The organism is Aquipuribacter aurantiacus (genome assembly GCF_051216895.1).
Taxonomy (GTDB): domain Bacteria; phylum Actinomycetota; class Actinomycetes; order Actinomycetales; family JBBAYJ01; genus Aquipuribacter.
Genome location: NZ_JBPKAO010000001.1, coordinates 234,761 through 252,951, shown reverse-complemented (window position 1 = coordinate 252,951; position 18,191 = coordinate 234,761). Strand labels below are relative to the sequence as shown.

Sequence of the window (18,191 nt, the reverse complement as noted above, 5' to 3'; positions counted from 1 at the left end):
TGCCCGCCGGGGCGGAGGACGGGGGGTGGATCCCCCGGGGTGCGGCGGTGCATCACCGCACCCCGGGGTGACTCGGTGACCGGTCGGTGACCGGTCGGCCGGATCAGTACTGCCGGTCCGGGAGGGCCTCGATCGCGGCCTCCTGGTCGAACTCCTGGTCCTCGACGACGATCCGCTTCTCGACCTCCTCGCCGGCGACGACCGACTGGATGATCTCGGCCAGGTCCGGCCCGAGCAGCGGGTTGCACTCGACGATGAAGCTGATCTTGCCGTCGGCCAGCGCCTGCATCCCGTCACGCACCGCGTCGATGGTGACGATCTGGATGTCCTCGCCCGGCACCAGGCCGGCGGCCTCGATGGCCTCGATGGCCCCGAGGCCCATGTCGTCGTTGTGGGCGAAGAGGACGTCGATCTGGTCCTCGGACTGCAGGAAGCCCTCCATCACCTGGCGACCCTCGGCACGGGTGAAGTTGCCCGTCTGCGAGGCCGAGATGGTGACGTTGGGGTTGTCGGCGATCGCCGCCTCGAACCCCTCCTTGCGGTCGTTGGCCGGCGCCGAACCGGTCGTCCCCTGGAGCTCGACGACGTTGATGGGCTCGGTGCCGAGGTTCTCCGACACCCAGGCCCCGGCGCGCCGGCCCTCCTCGACGAAGTCCGAGCCGATGAAGGACACGTACAGGTCCTCGTCGGGGGTGTCGACCGCACGGTCGGTGAGGACGACCGGGATCTCGGCGGCCGCGGCCTCCTCGAGGACGGCGTCCCAGCCGGTCTCGACGACGGGCGAGAAGGCGATGACGTCGACGTCCTGCGCGATGTAGCTGCGGATGGCCTGGATCTGGTTCTCCTGCCGCTGCTGGGCGTCGGAGAAGCTGAGCTCGAAGCCGTTCTCCTCGGTCAGGGTCTCCTGGATCGAGGCGGTGTTGGCGGCGCGCCAGCCGCTCTCCGCGCCGACCTGCGAGAAGCCGACGGAGATGAGCTCGCCCTCCGCCGGGGCGTCACCGCCGCCCCCGGCCGCGGCGGAGCCGTCGTCGGTGGACCCGCCGCCGTCGCCGCACGCCGACAGGGCCAGCAACATGGCGCCGACCAGGGCACCCGTCCTGATGGTCCGCGGACCAGTGATGCGCTTCATGCACTCCTCCTCGAGATGCGTCCCGACCTCGGTGCCGGGGGACGGAACGGCTCTGGAGGACCCGGTCCGCGGTTGAGGTGATGTTAGCGTTAACACACATTCACTCGTCAAGACCCGACCCATGACGGACGGGTGTCGTCGAGCAGGGTCCGGCGCGACGTCCTCAGGTGCGGGCGGGCGGTGGGGCCGTGCTGGACCGCACCACCAGCACGGGGCGGATCAGCTCACGCGCGTGCACCTCGGGCTCGGCGCCGAGCGCGAGGAGCATCGAGGCCAGCGAACGCCGGCCGAGCTCGTCGAACGGCTGCCGCACCGTGGTCAGCGGAGGCATGAAGTGGGCCGCGCCCTGCACGTCGTCGACCCCCACCACCGACAGCTGCTCCGGCACCCGCACCCCGGCCTCCGCGCACGCGTGCAGCAGGCCCAGGGCCAGCTGGTCGTTCCCGGCGAACACCGCCGTCGGCCCGTCACCGCGCAGGACGGCCGCCGCGATGGCCCGCCCCTCCTCGTACCCCCGGTCGGCACCCCAGTCGCAGCGCAGCACCTCCGGGGCGGGCGCCCCGGCCTCGCGCAGGGTCTCGGCCCAGCCGACCTCCCGCTCGCGGGCGTCGAACCAGTCCGCCGGGCCGGCCAGGTGCGTGACCGTCCGGTGACCGAGGCCGAGCAGGTGCTCGGTGGCGAGGCGCGCGGCCAGGCGCTGGTCGACCGACACGCTGACGGTGGCGGCCCCGGGCGGGTGGGCGTCGGTGGTCTCGTGCGGCTCGCCGTCGGGCCGGGCGGAGATCATCACCACCGGCAGCGGCGCCCGGAACGCGTCCACGGCCTCGGCCACGGCGTCCTGCGGGGCGATGACGACGATGCCCTCGACCCCCTGGCTCATGAAGTGCTCGAGCACCCCGTCCATGGTGTCGGGGTCGAACTGGCGCAGCGTGGCCACGCTGACGAAGAACCCGGCCTGCCGGGCCGCCTCCTCCAGCGCCACCAGGGTGCTGATGGGCCCGTACAGCGCGGACCCCGTCGTGAGCACGCCGATCGTGCCGGTGCGGCGGGTGACCAGGGCCCGGGCGGCGCTGTTGCGCCGGTACCCGAGCTCGCGCACCGCGTCCAGGACCCGCTGCCGCGTCTCGGGCCGGACGCTGGGGTGGGAGTTGAGCACCCGGGAGACGGTCTGGTGGGAGACGCTCGCCACCACGGCCACGTCGGCCATCGACGGCGGGCGACGGGCCAGGTCCACCGGTCGAGGCTACTGGAACCCGACCCGCCGGCCTCCGGGATACCGTCGCCGCCATGACTGACGCGACGCTGCGGTTCGGCCTCTTCGTCCCCCAGGGCTGGCGCCTCGACCTGGTCGGGATCGACCCGGCGCAGCAGTGGGACGCCATGCGCGCCCTGGCCCTGCGCGCCGACTCCGGCCCGTGGGAGTCGCTGTGGGTCTACGACCACTTCCACACCGTGCCGGAGCCGACGCAGGAGGCCACCCACGAGGCCTGGACCCTGATGTCGGCGTTCGCGGCCGTCACCGACCGGGTGCGGCTGGGGCAGATGTGCTCGTGCATGGGCTACCGCAACCCCGCCTACCTGGCCAAGGTCGCCGCGACGATCGACGTGATCTCGGGCGGGCGGGTCGAGATGGGCATCGGCGCCGGTTGGTACGAGCACGAGTGGCGCGCCTACGGCTACGGGTTCCCCGGCGCGGGCGAGCGCCTCGCGATGCTGCGCGAGGGTGTCGAGATCATGCGCCAGCTGTGGACCGAGGGCACGTCCACCTACGCGGGTGAGCACTACCGCACCGACGGCGCGCTGTGCCGGCCGCTGCCGCTGCAGGAGGGCGGGATCCCGCTGTGGGTCGCCGGCGGCGGGGAGAGGAAGACCCTGCGGATCGCGGCCGAGCACGCGCAGTACACCAACTTCGACGGGACGCTCGAGGGCTTCACGCACAAGTCCGAGGTGCTCGCGGGCCACTGCCGGGACCTGGGCCGGGACTTCGGGAGCATCACGCGCAGCGCCAACTACAACGTCGTCATCGGCCGGGACGAGACCGAGGTGGCCGACCGCCTGGCGCAGCGACGCTCGCGGCTGCAGGGCCTCGTCCCGCCGGAGGCCCTGGAACGAGAGGTGGCCTCGAACGCACCCGACCTGCCGGCGGTGGGCACGCCGGAGCAGGTGGTGGAGAAGCTGCGCCCGCTCGTGGCGGCCGGCATGACGTACCCGATCCTCTACTTCCCCGAGGCGGCGTACGACACGAGCGGGATCGAGCTGTTCGAGCGCGAGGTCGTCCCCGCCCTCCGCGACTGAGCCCGAACTGGACAAACCGGGTCGAGTCGTCACGGTTCAACCGCCGCTCGGGTGAGTTGTGTAACGATCCGGTATCGACTGACCGATCGTTCGTGAAGTCCCGATAGAACTCCGTCCAGTGGCCCGCTCGGGGGTCGCCCGTCGGCGGAGGACCCATGCAGCTCAGCCCGTCCCACCAACGTCAGGCCCGTCGAGGGGCGGCCGTGGTCGCCGCCGCGCTGTCCACCGTGCTGCTGGCCACCCTCGCCGCCCCGGCCAACGCCCAGGGCACCGAGGTCGAGACCCCGGTGCTCACCGTCGCCGACGGGGTCACGCAGCCGGTCTTCGGCTACGACGACGCCATCCGCGAGAAGGTGTTCGTCACCTCCGACGTCGACAGCGACTCCGACGGCGTCCTCGACGTCGTGGCCTTCGACATCATGCGCCCGGCCGCGACCGAGGACGGGCACCTGGCGCCGGTCATCATGGACGCCAGCCCGTACTACGCCACCGTCGGCCGCGGCAACGAGGCCGAGCGGAAGGTCGACAGCGACGGTGACGGGCTGCTGGACCAGTGGCCGCTGTACTACGACAACTACTTCGTCCCCCGCGGCTACGCCGTGATGCTGCTGGACATGATCGGCACCGGCAGCAGCACCGGCTGCCCCACCACGGGCGGGGTCGCCGACAACGTGTCGGCGGTCGCGGCCATCGACTGGCTGAACGGGCGCCGACCCGGCCGGGACGCCGACGGCAACGCCGTCGTCGCCGACTGGCACAACGGCAGCACCGGCATGATCGGCAAGTCCTACGACGGCACGCTGGCCAACGCCGCGGCCGCCACGGGCGTCGAGGGCCTGGAGACGGTCGTCCCGATCTCGGCCATCTCGAACTGGTACCTGTACTCGCGCAGCAACGGCATCCGGTTCAACACCAACTACCCGGGCAGCCTGTCCAACACCGTCACCACACCCTCGCGACGGGCCTACTGCGCGCCCGTCCGCACCTGGCTCAACGAGAACGACGGCGACGAGTCGGGGGACTACACCCCGTTCTGGCACGAGCGGAACTACCTGCCCGACGCCGACAAGGTCACGGCCAGCGTCTTCGTCGTCCACGGCATCAACGACTGGAACGTCAAGACCGACCACCTGATCCAGTGGTGGGACCTGCTGGCCGAGAACGACGTCGAGCGCAAGCTGTGGCTGACCGGTACCGGGCACATCGACCCGTTCGACTTCCGCCGCGAGGAGTGGGTCGACACCCTGCACCGCTGGTTCGACCACGAGCTGTTCGACATCGACAACGGCATCATGGACGAGCCGATGGTCGACATCGAGCGCAACCCCGACGAGTGGGAGACCCACCCGACCTGGCCGCTGGCCGACGCCGCCCCGGTCGACGTGTTCCTCAGGCCCGGCGCCGACAACGGCACCGGCTCGCTCGGCACCACCCCCGGCCGCGGTGCCGCGTGGTCCACCTTCACCGACCGCCCGAGCACGTCGCGCAACCAGGCCATCGCCCCGCCCGCGGCGGCCGAGCCCAACCGGCTCGTCTACCGCTCCGCGCCGCTGACCGCACCGCTCCACATCTCGGGCAGCCCGTACGTCACGCTGCAGGCCAAGGTGAACGACGTCGACACCAACTTCGCGGCGGTCCTCGTCGACTACGGCACCCGGGAGCGGTTCAGCACCTCCGGCGACGGCATCCGCACCCTGGGCGCCGACTCGGAGACGTGCTGGGGCCTGTCGAGCGCGGCGGACGACGCCTGCTACCGCGAGACCGAGAAGACCCTGGCCAGCAACCCGCAGGAGATGGTCACCCAGGGCATCCAGGACGCCCTGAACCTGGACAGCATCACCGAGGCCACCCCGCTCGTCCCCGGCGCCGAGAACCGGTTCGACTTCGAGCTGCTGCCCGAGGACTACGTGTTCGAGACCGGTCACCGGATCGGGGTCGTCCTGCTCGGCTCCTACAGCGGGTACTCGAGCGTCGCGGACCAGAACCGGGCCGAGATCTCGATCGGCGCCCCGCGCAGCAGCATCACGCTGCCCGTGGTCGGGGGCCGGGCTGCCGCCCGCGCCGCCGGCCTCCGCTGACCCTCCCCCCGAGGCGTCGCTCCCCTCGACGCCGCCCCTGCCGCCGGCCGGGCCCGCACGGGCCCGGCCGGTCACCAACCCACGGCCTGCCCCGGTGGATCGCGTCCACCCACCGGGGCAGGCCGTGCCTGCGCGGTGGCTCAGGCCTGCGGCAGGTCGACCCGGTCGGTGCGGGTGTAGACGGTGAACCGGCCCCCGCGGCTGAACCCCACCAGCGTCATGCCGGCGTCGTCGGCCAGCTCGACGGCCAGCGAGGACGGCGCGGACACCGCCAGCAGGGCCGGGATGCCCGCCAGCCGCGCCTTCTGCACCAGCTCGAAGGAGGCCCGGCCGCTGACCTGGAGGACGTGGCCGACCATCGGCACCCGCCCCTCCCGCAGCGCCCAGCCGACGACCTTGTCGACCGCGTTGTGCCGACCGACGTCCTCGCGGACGACGACGAGCTCGCCGTCGGGGTCCACGAGACCGGCCGCGTGCAGCCCCCCGGTGGAGTCGAAGGCGGCCTGACGTCCGCGCAGCCGGTCGGGCAGACCGGCGATCAGGGCGGGGTCCAGGCGACGAGGGTCGACGGACACGTCGAAGCGGGCGACCTTGTCGACGGCCTCCAACGACGCGCTGCCGCACACCCCGCACGCGGACGAGGTGTACACGTGGCGCTCCAGCGACGGGTCGGGCGGCGGCACGTGAGGCGCCAGCACCACGTCGACGGCGGCGTCGAGCGAGCGGACGGTGACGACGTCCTCCGCGGCGCCGATGACGCCCTCGCCGACCAGGAACCCCAGGGCCAGGTCGATGTCGTGGCCGGGGGTGCGCATCGTGACGGTGAACGGCTTGCCGGACAGCCGCACCTCCAGGGGCTCCTCGACGGCGAGGGAGTCGGGGCGCTGGGTCGTCACGCCCGTGGTGGTGTCGTGGCGCAGCACTCGGCGTCGGCTCGTCATGGGCACCCGGGAAGTATGCGGTCCCGATGTGTGGGTACCCATACCGCGGGACCCCGGCGTGCACGGATGACCGTTCGTCGCTCCTGGGGTACCGCTCGTCGCAACACCCCGCCGAGGAGGAACCAGAAATTGCTTGCTCGTTGAACAACTTGTACACAGTTCTGTCACCCTCGCCGGGTGACTCCGTACCTGTCAGCCCCCTCCCGAGGAGCAACGATGCTCGCAGTTCTCGACCGTGAGCGGACCGTCGCCGGTCCCGGGTTCAACCGGTGGCTCGTGCCGCCGGCGGCCCTCGCCGTCCACCTGTCGATCGGCCAGGTCTACGCGTTCAGCGTGTTCAACGCCCCGCTGGAGACCCGGTTCGGCGTCGAGGCCACCCCGATCGCCGTGATCTTCTCGATCGCCATCGTCATGCTCGGCCTGTCGGCCGCGTTCGGCGGGACCTGGGTGGAGCGCAACGGCCCCCGCAAGGCGATGGCCCTGTCGGCCGCCTGCTGGAGCGTCGGGTTCCTCGTCGCCGCCGTCGGCATCGCCACCGGCCAGCTCTGGCTGGTCTACCTGGGCTACGGCTTCCTGGGCGGCATCGGTCTGGGCATCGGCTACATCTCGCCGGTCTCCACGCTCATCAAGTGGTTCCCGGACCGCCCGGGCCTGGCCACCGGTCTGGCGATCATGGGCTTCGGCGGCGGTGCCCTCGTGGCGTCCCCGCTGAGCAACCGGTTGCTCGGGGTGTTCGCCGAGAACCCGGAGGACGCCCTGGTCTCGGTCTTCGTCGTCCTGGGCGTCACCTACGCCGTCCTGATGAGCCTCGGCGCCTACGTCGTCCGCGTCCCGGCGCCGGGCTGGAAGCCCGAGGGCTGGACCCCGCCGGCGGCCTCGGGCGCCAGCTCCATGAAGACCACGGCCAACGTCAGCGCGAAGAACGCCATCCGGACCCCGCAGTTCTACCTGCTGTGGGTCGTCCTGTTCTGCAACGTCACCGCCGGCATCGGCATCCTCGCCCAGGCCTCGCCCATGATCCAGTCGTTCTTCGGCTCGGTCGGACCGGCCGAGGCCGCCGGCTACGTCGGGCTGCTCAGCCTGGCCAACATGGCCGGGCGCATCGTCTGGTCGTCGACCTCCGACGTCATCGGCCGCAAGAACACGTACATCATGTACCTGGGCGTCGGCGCGGTCCTGTACCTGCTGGTGACCCTGTTCGGGACGCTGTCGCTGCCGGTGTTCGTGCTGCTCACCGTGGTCATCCTCAGCTTCTACGGCGGCGGCTTCGCCACCATCCCCGCGTACCTCAAGGACATGTTCGGCGGTTACCAGGTCGGTGCCATCCACGGCCGGCTGCTCACCGCCTGGTCCGCCGCCGGCATCGCCGGCCCGATCATCGTCAGCTCGATCATCGACCTGCAGACGCGTCGCGGCGCCGAGGGCGCGGACCTGTACACGCTGTCGCTGGCCATCATGGTCGGCGTCCTGGTCGTCGGGTTCGCCGCCAACCTGCTCGTGCGTCCGGTGTCCAGCCGCTTCCACGAGCCGTCCACCGCCGCCGAGCCCGCCCTCGCGGGCGAGCGCTGAGCCACAGGAGACCCGCATGAACGACGACACCACCATCGCGACCTCGTCGCGGCAGCACTCCAGCACGTCCGAGGCCGCCGAGCGGACCGCCGCCATCGCCCTCTGGGTGCTGGTCGGCGCGGCCCTGCTCTACGGCGTCGGCGAGACCTCGATCCGCGTCGCAGCCCTGTTCGGCTGACCACGCACTCGAGGCACGGACCCGTTCGGCACACCCAGCACCGACCAGAGGAGAGCCCGTGGCCACCAAGGCCCCCCGCGAGGACTTCGACGACAGCGACCTGACCGTCGAGGAGCGCAAGGACTACGCCGGCGGTGTGCCTGCGGTCGCCAAGTCGCTGCAGCTGTCGTGGCAGCAGATGGGCACCGTCCGCACCGGGCGGACCCTGCTGCGACTGAACCAGAAGCACGGCTTCGACTGCCCGGGCTGCGCGTGGCCGGACCCCAAGGACCGCTCGCCCGCGGAGTTCTGCGAGAACGGCGCCAAGGCCGTCGCCGAGGAGGCGACGCTGCGCCGGGTGACGCCGGAGTTCTTCGCCGAGCACTCGCTGGCCGACCTCGAGGACAAGACCGACTGGTGGCTCGGCCAGCAGGGCCGCATCACGCACCCGGTGGTGAAGCGCGAGGGAGCGACACACTACGAGCCCATCGGCTGGGACGAGGCGTTCGACCTCGTGGCCGAGCACCTCAAGGGCCTGGGCTCCCCCGACGAGGCCGTGTTCTACACCTCGGGCCGCACGTCCAACGAGGCCGCGTTCCTCTACCAGCTGCTGGTCCGCGGCTACGGCACCAACAACCTGCCCGACTGCTCCAACATGTGCCACGAGTCCTCCGGCTCCGCGCTCGGCGAGACGATCGGCGTCGGCAAGGGCTCGGTCATGCTCGAGGACATCCACCACTCCGACCTGATCGTCGTCGCGGGCCAGAACCCGGGCACCAACCACCCGCGCATGCTGACGGCGCTGGAGAAGGCCAAGAAGAACGGCGCGGTGATCGTCACGGTCAACCCGCTGCCCGAGGCCGGCCTGCTGAAGTTCAAGAACCCCCAGAAGCCGGTCAGCCTGCTGGCCGGGACCGAGCTCGCCGACGACTTCGTCCAGGTCCGCGTCGGCGGCGACATGGCGCTGTTCCAGGCCGTCGGCCGGCTCCTGCTCGACAAGGAGCGCGAGAACCCCGGCAGCGTCGTCGACCGCTCCTTCGTCGAGGCCCACACGGCCGGGTACGAGGAGTACGCGGCGCAGCTGTCCGAGCTGGACTGGGACGACGTGCTGAAGGCGACCGGCCTCAGCCGGGAGGTCATCCAGGGCCTGGCCGACCGGTTCGCCGCGTCCAAGAGCACCGTCGTGTGCTGGGCGATGGGCCTGACCCAGCACAAGCACTCCGTGAAGACGCTCCGCGAGATCGTCAACCTGCTGCTGATCCAGGGCAACATCGGCCGTCCGGGCTCGGGCGTCTGCCCCGTCCGCGGGCACAGCAACGTCCAGGGCGACCGCACCATGGGCATCTTCGAGCGCATGCCGAGCTCGTTCCACGACGCGCTCGACAAGGAGTTCGCGTTCGAGTCCCCGCGCGAGCACGGCCTGGACACGGTCGCGGCCATCGAGGCGATGCGCGACGGCAAGGCCCGGTTCTTCATGGGCATGGGCGGCAACTTCGTCCGGGCGACGCCGGACACCGACGTCACCGAGGCCGCCCTGCGCGGCTGCGAGCTCACCGTGCAGGTGTCGACCAAGCTGAACCGCTCGCACGTGGTCACCGGAGGCACCGCCCTCATCTTCCCGACCAAGGGCCGCACCGAGGTCGACGTGCAGCGTTCCGGCGAGCAGGTCGTCACCGTCGAGGACTCGATGAGCGCCGTGCACGCCACCCGCGGTCGCCTCAAGCCCGCCTCGGAGCACCTGCTGTCCGAGGTCGCGATCGTCTGCCGGCTGGCCCGGCGGGTCCTCGGTGGTCGGCTGGACGCGGACTGGCAGGCGTTCGAGGACGACTACCGGACCATCCGGGCGCGCATCGAGCGCGTGGTGTCCGGCTTCGACGACTACGAGGCCAAGATCGCCCAGCCCGGTGGGTTCGTCCTGCCGCACGCCGCGCGTGAGCGTCGCTGGAACACCAAGACCGGCAAGGCCATGTTCACGGCCAACGAGCTCGAGTACCCGCACGTGCCGGCCGGTCGTCTGCTGCTGCAGACCCTGCGCAGCCACGACCAGTTCAACACCACCATCTACGGCCTGGACGACCGCTACCGCGGCATCACCGACGGTCGCCGCGTCGTGTTCGTCAACCCGGACGACATCCGCGAGCTGGGTCTGGTGGACGGCCAGCACGTCGACATCGTCAGCGAGTTCACCGACCACGACCGGGTCGCCGAGAACTTCCGCGTCGTGGCCTACTCCACGGCCCGGGGCTGCGCGGCGGCGTACTACCCGGAGACCAACGTGCTGGTGCCGCTGGGCCACAAGGCCGACATCAGCGGGACCCCGGCGAGCAAGTCGCTCGTCATCCGGCTGGTCGGCCGGACCGACGCGCCGGTGCCGGTGGCGCGCTGAGCTCCCGGCAGGCAGCTGACGCCCCGGCCGGCCCCGGCGGGTCGGCCGGACCGACGCGCCGGTGCCGGGGGCGCGCTGAGCTCCCGGCAGGCAGCTGCCGCCCCGGCCGGCCCCGGCGGGTCGGCCGGACCGACGCGCCGGTGCCGGGGGCGCGCTGAGCTCCTGGCAGGCAGCGGACGCCCCGGCCGGCCCCGACGGGTCGGCCGGGGCGGCCGGGTGGACCAGGGCGGTCGGTAGGGTCGGTCCCGTGCCGACGGGCGGACGGGACCACGGCCCCGGGGCCTCGGTCGAGCAGGCCCGCGACCGGGCGCGCCGGCTGGGCGCGTCGCGGCTGTTGCCGGCGACCGAGTCCTCCGTCGCGGCCGCGCCCGGGTCCGTCCTGGCCGAGCCGCTGCTGGCCCGCTCCGACGTCCCGGCCGCGGACGCGTCCGCCATGGACGGGTTCGCGGTGGCAGGACCCGGTCCGTGGCGAGTGCGCGGCCGCGTGCTGGCCGGTGGCGTCCCCGCCGCCCCGGTCGCCGCCGGGGACGCCGTCGAGGTGGCCACCGGCGCCCTCGTCCCCCTCGGCACCGAGCGCGTGCTGCCCGTCGAGGTGGTCGAGACCGCCGCGGGTGTCCTACGGCTGGTGGAGGAGGCGCCCGGGCGCCGTCATGTCCGCCCCCGCGGTGAGGAGTGCTCGGCCGGTGAGGTGCTGCTCGAGGCCGGACGGCTGGTCACCGCGTCGGTGGCGGGCCTGGCCGCGAGCACGGGCACCGACTCCCTGCTGGTGCGCCGCCCCCCGCAGGTCCGCGCCCTGGTGACCGGCGACGAGATCCTCACCTCTGGGCTGCCGGTGCCCGGCCAGGTCCGCGACGCCGTGGGGCCGCTGCTGCCCGACGCGGTACGTGTCCTCGGTGGTCGTCTCGGCGGCCTGGACCGCTGCGGGGACGGTGCGGGCGAGCTGGACGCCGCCCTGGACGGCATGCTCCGCAGCGACGCCGACGTGCTGCTCACCTGCGGGATGGCCGGGTCCGGCCCCGCCGACCGGTTGCGGCCGTGGCTGGCGCAGGTCGGGGCACGGCTGGTGGTCGACGGGGTCGCGGTGAGGCCCGGGCACCCGCAGGTGCTGGCCGAGCTGCCCGACGGCCGCCCGCTCGTCGGGCTGCCCGGCAACCCGTTGGCCGCGGTCGCGGCCCTGCTGGTCCTGCTGCGTCCGCTGCTCGCCGGGATGACGGGCACGGCCGAGCTCCAGCCGGCCCGGGCGCTGCTGGTCGGCTGGGAGCAGCGCGGCCGCCCCGTCAGCTCGCTGGTGCCCGTGCGCCACACGGGGGCCGGCCAGGTCGAGCCGTCCGGCCCGGCCGGCCCGGCGCAGCTGCGCGGCCTGGCCGCCGCCGACGCCGTCGCCCTCGTGCCGGCCGCCTGGGACCCGTCGACCCCCGTCGAGCTCCTCCCCCGCCCCTGACGGTCTGCTCCGCGGGTGGGCTCGCCTGGCGGGCTTGACCGAGCACCGGCGCGGCCCCGGACAATGCCTGATGCGCTGGCCGACCCTGGGGCTGCTCGCCGGCATCGGTGGGCTGACCGGCTACCTCCTCCTCGGTGGCCCCCGGTTGTCCGCGGACGTGAAGGCGGTCATCGATCGGGTCGTCCGCAGCGGGGACGTGAGCGGGGTCGTGACCGGGGACACCGGGTTCGCCACCTCAGGACAGGTGCGGATCTGGTACGAGAGCATCCCGCCACCCGGACAGGAACGAGGCGTGGTGCTGCTCAGCTCCGCGATGGCCGGGGACGCCCTCTTCTGGCCACCGCCGTTCATCCGAGCCCTGAGCGGCGCGGGGTACCGGGTGATCCGCTACGACCACCGCGGCACGGGAGCCTCGGACTGGATGGCCGACTGGGACCGGGCGGCCCCGTACTCCCTGCTCGACATGGCCGGTGACGCGGTGGCCGTCCTCGACGCGTCGTCGGTGGACCGAGCCCACCTCGTGGGTCTCTCGCTCGGAGGCTTCGTGGCCCAGGAGGTCGCCATCGCCCACCCGGACCGGGTGGCCTCCCTGACCCTGCTGTCCACGGCAGCAGACCCGACCGACGCCACCTTGCCGGGGCCCCGGACCAGCTTCCTGCTCTCCTCCGGCCTGCGCGGGCTGCCGCTCCTGCGGTACTGGGTCCTGGGCGGTGAGGTGAACCGGATCAGGGGGCTCGTCGCCAAGACCATGATCGCCGGTGTGGCGGCGAGCGATCTGGGCGAGGTGGGCGAGCTCGCCCGTACCGCCCTCTACGTCCTGCGCCGGCGACGAGGCATCAACCTCAAGGCCCTCCGGCAGCACCAGACCGCCGTGGCGGTCACACGCTCCCGCTACGACCTGCTCCCGCAGGTCACCTCGCCCACGCTGGTCGTGCACGGCACCGACGACCCGGTGCTCCCCCTGGCCCACGCCGAGAAGCTCGCGCAGCTGCTCCCTCACGCCCGTCACCTGTGGCTCGACGGGGTGGGTCACCAGTTCCCCTACCCCGACCCGGTCACCGTCCACGCGATCACCGCGCACATGGACCTGATCGACACCGACGGCTCCGGCGGTCCGGGCTGACGGATGGGGGCACGCGCCCCTGGAGGCCTCCGGCCCTGGCGGCGCGCGGCTAGGGGATGACGACGACGGACATCCGGCCGGTGCCGTAACGGGCGATGTCGATGCTGATGTCGTCGCGGGGGGCGGAGCGGACGGCGAGGTCGCGGACGTCGGGGCGCAGCGTCTCACCGGGGGCGAAGGTGGCGTAGAGCTTGAGGTGCGGGGCGCGCACCTGGTTGAACAACGACGCCATGATGTTGAGCACCTCGGTGCAGTTCTCCAGCAGGGTCACCGGCAGGCTGCCCTCGTCGACGGCGTCCTGGGCGCCGCCGGGCGGGACGAGGCCGAGGGCCGCACCGGTGTACGCGGCCAGCCGCAGGTCGAAGGCGATGACGGCGCGGTTCTTCAGCTCGGCGTCGACGTACAGCCCGACGACGGAGCCGGAGTCGCCGCCGACGGCGACCGGATCGGCCCCGGACGCCACCTCGATGTCCTTGCCGGTCAGGTCGCCCAGCAGGTCACGGACCCCCTTGAGCGTGGGCACGGGGACGACCAGCGGGGTGATGGTGAAGGCCATGGGGAGCTCCTGGTCCTGCTCAGCCCAGGATGGGGCTGAGCGTGTCGGCGAACGTGTCGGCGTTGAACGGCTTGGCGATGAGGAACAGCGCGCCGGCCCCGGAGGCCCGCTCGCGCATCTCCGGCGAGCCCTCCGAGGTGACGAACCCGAACGGGGTGTCGTCGCCGCGGGCGCGCAGGTGGGTGAGGAAGTCGATGCCCGTCATCTCGGGCATGTTCCAGTCCGACAGGACGATGTCGGGACGCTCCTGCTGCACCACGTCGAGGCCCTCCGCGCCGTTGGCGGCCTCGACGACGTCGACGCCCTCGAAACCCGCCTGGCGCAGGGTGCGGACCACGATCTGCCGCATGACGCGCGAGTCGTCCACGACGAGGACCTTCATGACGTGCCTCCGGGAGCTCGGTCGAGCGTGACGAGCAGGGTGTGCTCGCCCCACAGCAGGGTGGCCGACGCGACGGCGTCGTAGGGGTCGGTGGGGGCGACGGTGACCGACGGCAGCCCCAGGTGGTGCTCGCCGGCCAGCATCGCCTTGACGTTGCCGCCGATCATGTTGGCGATCTCGCCGGTGGCGTCGTGCACGTCGGCCTCGGCCACGGCCGAGGGGTCGATGTCGAACATGCGGGCGGCGGCAGCCGACGCGGCCGGCGCGGGCAGCGCCACGTTGACCCGGCCCGCCTGGGGACCGTGGATGGCGATGGTGCCCACGACCACCCCTTCCGCACCGGTCTGCAGCGGGGCGCCGTACAGGTCGACCAGGGGCAGCTCGGCGTCCACGAAGGACTCCCAGACGGCCTGCGTGAGCTCGGCCAGGACCTCGCCGTCGACGCTCATGCGTCGACCTCGGCGGGCACCTGGGCGGGGACCAGGCCCAGGTAGCGGAGCTTGTCGGCCATGGCGTCGGCGGTGAACGGCTTGATGAGGTACTCGTGGGCCCCGGCGGCCAGGGCGCGCACGATCTGACCGTGCTCGCTCTCGGTCGTGACCATCATCAGGGTCACGTCGCGCCAGCGGCGGTCGGCGCGGATGGCCGAGACCAGCTGCAGGCCGTCCATCACCGGCATGTTCCAGTCGATGCAGGCCAGCGCCGGTACGTCCCCCGCCGCGGTGAGCTGCTCGAGCTCGGCGAGGGCCGTGGCGCCGTTGTCGGCCTCCACGGTGCGGAAGTGCAGGTTGGTGAGGATCCCGGCGACGATGCGACGCATCGCCCGGGAGTCGTCCACGACAAGGGCGTGCATCAGCGACCTCCGAGGCTGTGGGTGTTCGGGTGGGGGCGCGGCGCGAACGAGGTGCTCGTCCGCGCTGGGGTGGGCAGAGGGGGCGGTGGGTCCGCGGCGCCCCGGGGGTACGGCCGCAGCGGGGGGACACCGACCGACGGGCGCACCGCGGGGGTCGACCCGGTGGCGACACCGGCCTGAGGACGCGGGACGGCCACGGGGGTCGCCCCCTCGGGCCGCAGCACCGACGTGCCGGCGGCCTGCTCGCGGAACCAGCCGACGTCCATGCCGAGGGCGGTCTCGGCGGCCCCCAGGAACAGGAACCCGTCGGGGCGCGTCACACCCCGCGTCCGGCGCAGGATGTCGGTCTTGGTGGCCGCGTCGAAGTAGATGAGGACGTTGCGCAGCATGACGACGTCGAACCGGCCCAGGTCGGTGAAGGGCAGCGCGAGGTTGCCCTCCCGGAACCTGGTCATGGCCCTCAGCTGCGGCGACACCTGCCAGTGCGAACCGTCGCGGACGAACCAGCGCACCAGGTGCGGGGCCGGCATGCCGCGGTTGACCTCCAGCTGGGAGTACCGTCCGGCCCGGGCGCGCTCGACCATCGCCGGGGACAGGTCGGTGCCGACGATCTCGACCGTCCAGCCCGCGGGCAGGACCTCAGTGCAGATCATGGCGATCGAGTACGCCTCCTGACCGGAGGAGCAGGCCGCCGACCAGATCCGGAGCCGGCGCTCGGCGGACCGCTCGCGGACCAGGGCCGGCAGGACCACGGTCCGGAGCGCCTCGAACGGGCCGTTGTCCCGGAACCACGACGTCTCGTTGGTGGTCATCGCGTCGACGATCAGCCCGGTGACGTGACGGTCGCCGGCGCGGGCCCGGGCGACGAGCTCGCCCACGCTGCTGTACCCGCCGCTGCGCACCAGGGGCGCGAGCCGGGTGTCGAGCAGGTACTGCTTGGACTCGTCGAGGACGATCGCGGACCGTCTCCGGACGAGGTCGCGCAGCCAGACGGCGTCGGCCGCGGTCATGGCGACGGGGCGGGACGGAGCGGCTCCGGCGGTGGTGCGCGGTTCAGGCACGGGACTCTCCGGTCGTGGGCACGGCAGCGGTGGGTACAGGGGTTGTGAGGGTCGTGACCCGCGCCGGGGGGGTCACGGCGTGGGCGAGCGCGGGCCCGACGGCAGGCAACGGCATGACGGCGCCGGCCAGACCGGCCCCGACCAGGCTCCCCGGCATGCCCCAGACGACGGACGTCGCCTCGTCCTGGGCCCAGAGGGTCGCGCCGGCGGCGGCCAGGTCGGCCGCGCCCGCGGTCCCGTCGGAGCCCATCCCGGTGAGGACGACGGCGAGCACGGTGCCGCCGACGGAGTGGGCGACGGAGCGGAACAGCACGTCGACGGAGGGGCGGCAGAAGTTCTCGGCGGGCGCGTCGGACAACCGCCCGACGAGCCGCCCGTGCTCGCGGACGACCTCCAGGTGCCGGCCACCGCGGGCGATGACGACCGTCCCCGCCTGCAGCGGCTCACCGTCCTCGGCGTGCCGGACCCGGACCGCGCAGGTGCGGTCGAGCCGTTCCGACAGCAGCTGGGTGAACTCCGCGGGCATGTGCTGCACCACCACCACCGGCACCGTGAGTGTCGCGGGCAGGGCCCCGAGCACCCGGGCGAGCGCCTCGGGGCCACCGGTGGACGAGCCGATCGCGAGCAGCGTGGGCCGCCGCGGGATGAGGGGCGTGCGCACGTTCGCCAGCCAGCGGTTGGCCCCGGTGGCCTGGGCGGGCACCGCGGTGCGGGCCGCGGCGGCGGCGCGGGCCGCCGCGAGGGCGCTGCGGGGCACGGCGGGCGGGCGGACCGGTCGGCCGGCCAGGGCGCGCACCTTGGGGATGAGCTCCGCGCGGACGGCCTCCAGGCCGTTGCCGACGGCCGAGGCCTGACCCGGCTTGGTGACGTAGTCCGTGGCCCCCGCGTCGAGGGCCTCGAACGTGGCTCGGGCCCCCCGCTCGGTCAAGGTCGAGAACATGATGATCGGGGTGCGGCGGTCGGTCGTGCGGATCTCGCGGACGGCGTCGATGCCGTTCATCACGGGCATCTCGATGTCCATGACGACGACGTCCGGCTTGAGGCGTCGGACCGCGTCCACCCCGAGCCGACCGTTGCTGCTGGTGGCGACGACCTCGATCTCGGGGTCGGACTGCAGCACGTCGGACAAGAGCCGGCGGACGACGACGGAGTCGTCGACCGACACGACCCTGATCCTGGGTCGGCCTTGAGCCACCGCGGTCCTCCACCTGCCTGACCGGCCGCACGGGCCGCTAGGTGATCAGATCGGCAGGTCGGGGCCGGAGTTGAGGGCCGTGCCGCCCAGACCCTCCAGCAGGTCGGCCGTGAGCACCGTCCAGCTGTCGGCCGCGAGGACGTCGGCGACGACGTGGGCCTGCACGGCGGCGCTGCAGGTGTTCCACACCCCGGACAGGCAGGTCGCGGCGTCCACCCCCGCCACGTCCAGGCAGCGCAGCAGGTCCAGCTGGGCGGCGGCGGCCAGCCGGGTCCGACCGGTCGTCTCGACCGCCCACGCGGCCTCGTGCATGTGCTGGGCCCAGACGTGCGGCGCCGGCCCGTGGGCCGGCAGCAGGTCCAGCGGGTCCGGCACGCCCGCGATGCGCTGGAGCAGCTCGGCCGTCCGACGCATCACCGGTGACTGCCCCGGCAGGGCCCGGCCCGGGGCCGGCGCGGGGGGCAGCGCGGGCAGCAGGTCGGCCCCGGGGTCCAGGCGCTGCGACAGGGCGCGGGCCAGCACGGGTGCGGCGGGGTCGTCGCGGTGCCGGACCACGGCGGCGAGGACGGCGTCCGCCAGCACCTGGCCCCGCTCCACCTGCAGGGCGTCGACCAGCCGCAGCGACGGCTCGGACGAGGACGCGCCCTGCGGCGACACGCCCTCCGGCGACAGGCCCCCGGGCAGCCCCGCGGCCAGGGTCATCAGGTCGCCCACCGTCCCGAACGACACCGCGCCCAGCCGGCGCAGCATCCGGCGCAGGGTGCGGGTCAGCTCGTCGGGGTCCTCCTCGGGCTCCTCACCGGTGGTGAGGTCGACCACGGTGGGTCCCTGCGGCCCGGCCAGGGTGAGCGCCCGCACCCTGGCCACGGCCAGGTCGGCGGGACCCCGGACCGGCGGGGAGGACGGGTCGGCGCCGGCCGGCGACAGCAGGCCTCGCAGCAGCACGCCCGCGACCTCGACGCCGCCCGGGGTGCGGACGAGGTCGAGGCCGAGGGCGCTGGCGTTGGTCAGGCTGTAGACCACCC

At 73.2% G+C, this 18,191-nt stretch carries 17 protein-coding genes; 7 read left to right on the top strand and 10 right to left on the bottom strand.

What is annotated here, in order from left to right:
- Positions 1–103: 103 nt before the first annotated feature.
- Positions 104–1,129, bottom strand: coding sequence for an ABC transporter substrate-binding protein (locus ACR80Q_RS01250; protein ID WP_435375721.1), 1,026 nt, complete (start codon positions 1,127–1,129; stop codon positions 104–106).
- Between the two features lie 163 nt (positions 1,130–1,292).
- Positions 1,293–2,363 (bottom strand): LacI family DNA-binding transcriptional regulator, encoded by a 1,071-nt coding sequence (locus ACR80Q_RS01245; protein ID WP_435375720.1) that lies wholly within the window; start codon positions 2,361–2,363, stop codon positions 1,293–1,295.
- 68 nt (positions 2,364–2,431) lie between these two features.
- Between ACR80Q_RS01245 and ACR80Q_RS01240 the strand changes: the two genes are divergently transcribed.
- The gene (locus ACR80Q_RS01240; RefSeq protein ID WP_435376035.1) at positions 2,432–3,424 is read left to right on the top strand and encodes an LLM class F420-dependent oxidoreductase; all 993 of its coding nucleotides are present in this window, start codon (positions 2,432–2,434) and stop codon (positions 3,422–3,424) included.
- Positions 3,425–3,579: 155 nt separating this feature from the next.
- Positions 3,580–5,502 (top strand): Xaa-Pro dipeptidyl-peptidase, encoded by a 1,923-nt coding sequence (locus tag ACR80Q_RS01235; RefSeq protein WP_435375719.1) that lies wholly within the window; start codon positions 3,580–3,582, stop codon positions 5,500–5,502.
- Positions 5,503–5,642: 140 nt separating this feature from the next.
- Here ACR80Q_RS01235 and fdhD read toward each other — a convergent pair whose 3' ends face one another.
- Positions 5,643–6,443, bottom strand: a complete 801-nt coding sequence (gene fdhD / locus ACR80Q_RS01230) for a formate dehydrogenase accessory sulfurtransferase FdhD (RefSeq protein ID WP_435376034.1) — start codon at positions 6,441–6,443, stop codon at positions 5,643–5,645.
- A 216-nt stretch (positions 6,444–6,659) separates the two neighbouring features.
- On the opposite strand from fdhD, the gene ACR80Q_RS01225 reads away from it, so the two are divergent.
- From ACR80Q_RS01225 to ACR80Q_RS01205, 5 genes are all read left to right on the top strand, one after another.
- Positions 6,660–8,012 (top strand): L-lactate MFS transporter, encoded by a 1,353-nt coding sequence (locus ACR80Q_RS01225; protein WP_435375718.1) that lies wholly within the window; start codon positions 6,660–6,662, stop codon positions 8,010–8,012.
- A 16-nt stretch (positions 8,013–8,028) separates the two neighbouring features.
- Positions 8,029–8,190, top strand: a complete 162-nt coding sequence (locus tag ACR80Q_RS01220) for an MFS transporter small subunit (RefSeq protein ID WP_435375717.1) — start codon at positions 8,029–8,031, stop codon at positions 8,188–8,190.
- A 58-nt stretch (positions 8,191–8,248) separates the two neighbouring features.
- A complete protein-coding gene (locus ACR80Q_RS01215) occupies positions 8,249–10,555 on the top strand; it encodes an FdhF/YdeP family oxidoreductase (protein ID WP_435375716.1) in 2,307 nt (768 codons plus the stop codon).
- 247 nt (positions 10,556–10,802) lie between these two features.
- Positions 10,803–11,996 (top strand): molybdopterin molybdotransferase MoeA, encoded by a 1,194-nt coding sequence (locus tag ACR80Q_RS01210; protein ID WP_435375715.1) that lies wholly within the window; start codon positions 10,803–10,805, stop codon positions 11,994–11,996.
- Positions 11,997–12,066: 70 nt separating this feature from the next.
- Positions 12,067–13,119 (top strand): alpha/beta fold hydrolase, encoded by a 1,053-nt coding sequence (locus tag ACR80Q_RS01205; protein ID WP_435375714.1) that lies wholly within the window; start codon positions 12,067–12,069, stop codon positions 13,117–13,119.
- 49 nt (positions 13,120–13,168) lie between these two features.
- Here ACR80Q_RS01205 and ACR80Q_RS01200 read toward each other — a convergent pair whose 3' ends face one another.
- The 7 genes from ACR80Q_RS01200 to ACR80Q_RS01170 form a co-directional block, all read right to left on the bottom strand.
- Positions 13,169–13,675 (bottom strand): hypothetical protein, encoded by a 507-nt coding sequence (locus tag ACR80Q_RS01200; RefSeq protein WP_435375713.1) that lies wholly within the window; start codon positions 13,673–13,675, stop codon positions 13,169–13,171.
- A 19-nt stretch (positions 13,676–13,694) separates the two neighbouring features.
- The gene (locus tag ACR80Q_RS01195) at positions 13,695–14,057 is read right to left on the bottom strand and encodes a response regulator (RefSeq protein ID WP_435375712.1); all 363 of its coding nucleotides are present in this window, start codon (positions 14,055–14,057) and stop codon (positions 13,695–13,697) included.
- Complete coding sequence (locus ACR80Q_RS01190) at positions 14,054–14,506, bottom strand: chemotaxis protein CheX (RefSeq protein ID WP_435375710.1); 453 nt, start codon at positions 14,504–14,506, stop codon at positions 14,054–14,056. The genes ACR80Q_RS01195 and ACR80Q_RS01190 overlap by 4 nt, the downstream gene beginning before the upstream one ends.
- Positions 14,503–14,910, bottom strand: coding sequence for a response regulator (locus ACR80Q_RS01185; protein ID WP_435375709.1), 408 nt, complete (start codon positions 14,908–14,910; stop codon positions 14,503–14,505). Before ACR80Q_RS01185 ends, ACR80Q_RS01190 begins: the two co-directional genes overlap by 4 nt.
- Positions 14,910–15,971 (bottom strand): CheR family methyltransferase, encoded by a 1,062-nt coding sequence (locus ACR80Q_RS01180; RefSeq protein ID WP_435375708.1) that lies wholly within the window; start codon positions 15,969–15,971, stop codon positions 14,910–14,912. The genes ACR80Q_RS01185 and ACR80Q_RS01180 overlap by 1 nt, the downstream gene beginning before the upstream one ends.
- Positions 15,964–17,136 carry a protein-glutamate methylesterase/protein-glutamine glutaminase gene (locus ACR80Q_RS01175; RefSeq protein ID WP_435375707.1) on the bottom strand — a complete coding sequence of 391 codons (1,173 nt, stop codon included), beginning with the start codon at positions 17,134–17,136 and terminating at the stop codon, positions 15,964–15,966. The genes ACR80Q_RS01180 and ACR80Q_RS01175 overlap by 8 nt, the downstream gene beginning before the upstream one ends.
- A gap of 75 nt (positions 17,137–17,211) precedes the next feature.
- Positions 17,212–18,189, bottom strand: a complete 978-nt coding sequence (locus ACR80Q_RS01170; protein ID WP_435375706.1) for a hypothetical protein — start codon at positions 18,187–18,189, stop codon at positions 17,212–17,214.
- Positions 18,190–18,191 lie beyond the last annotated feature (2 nt).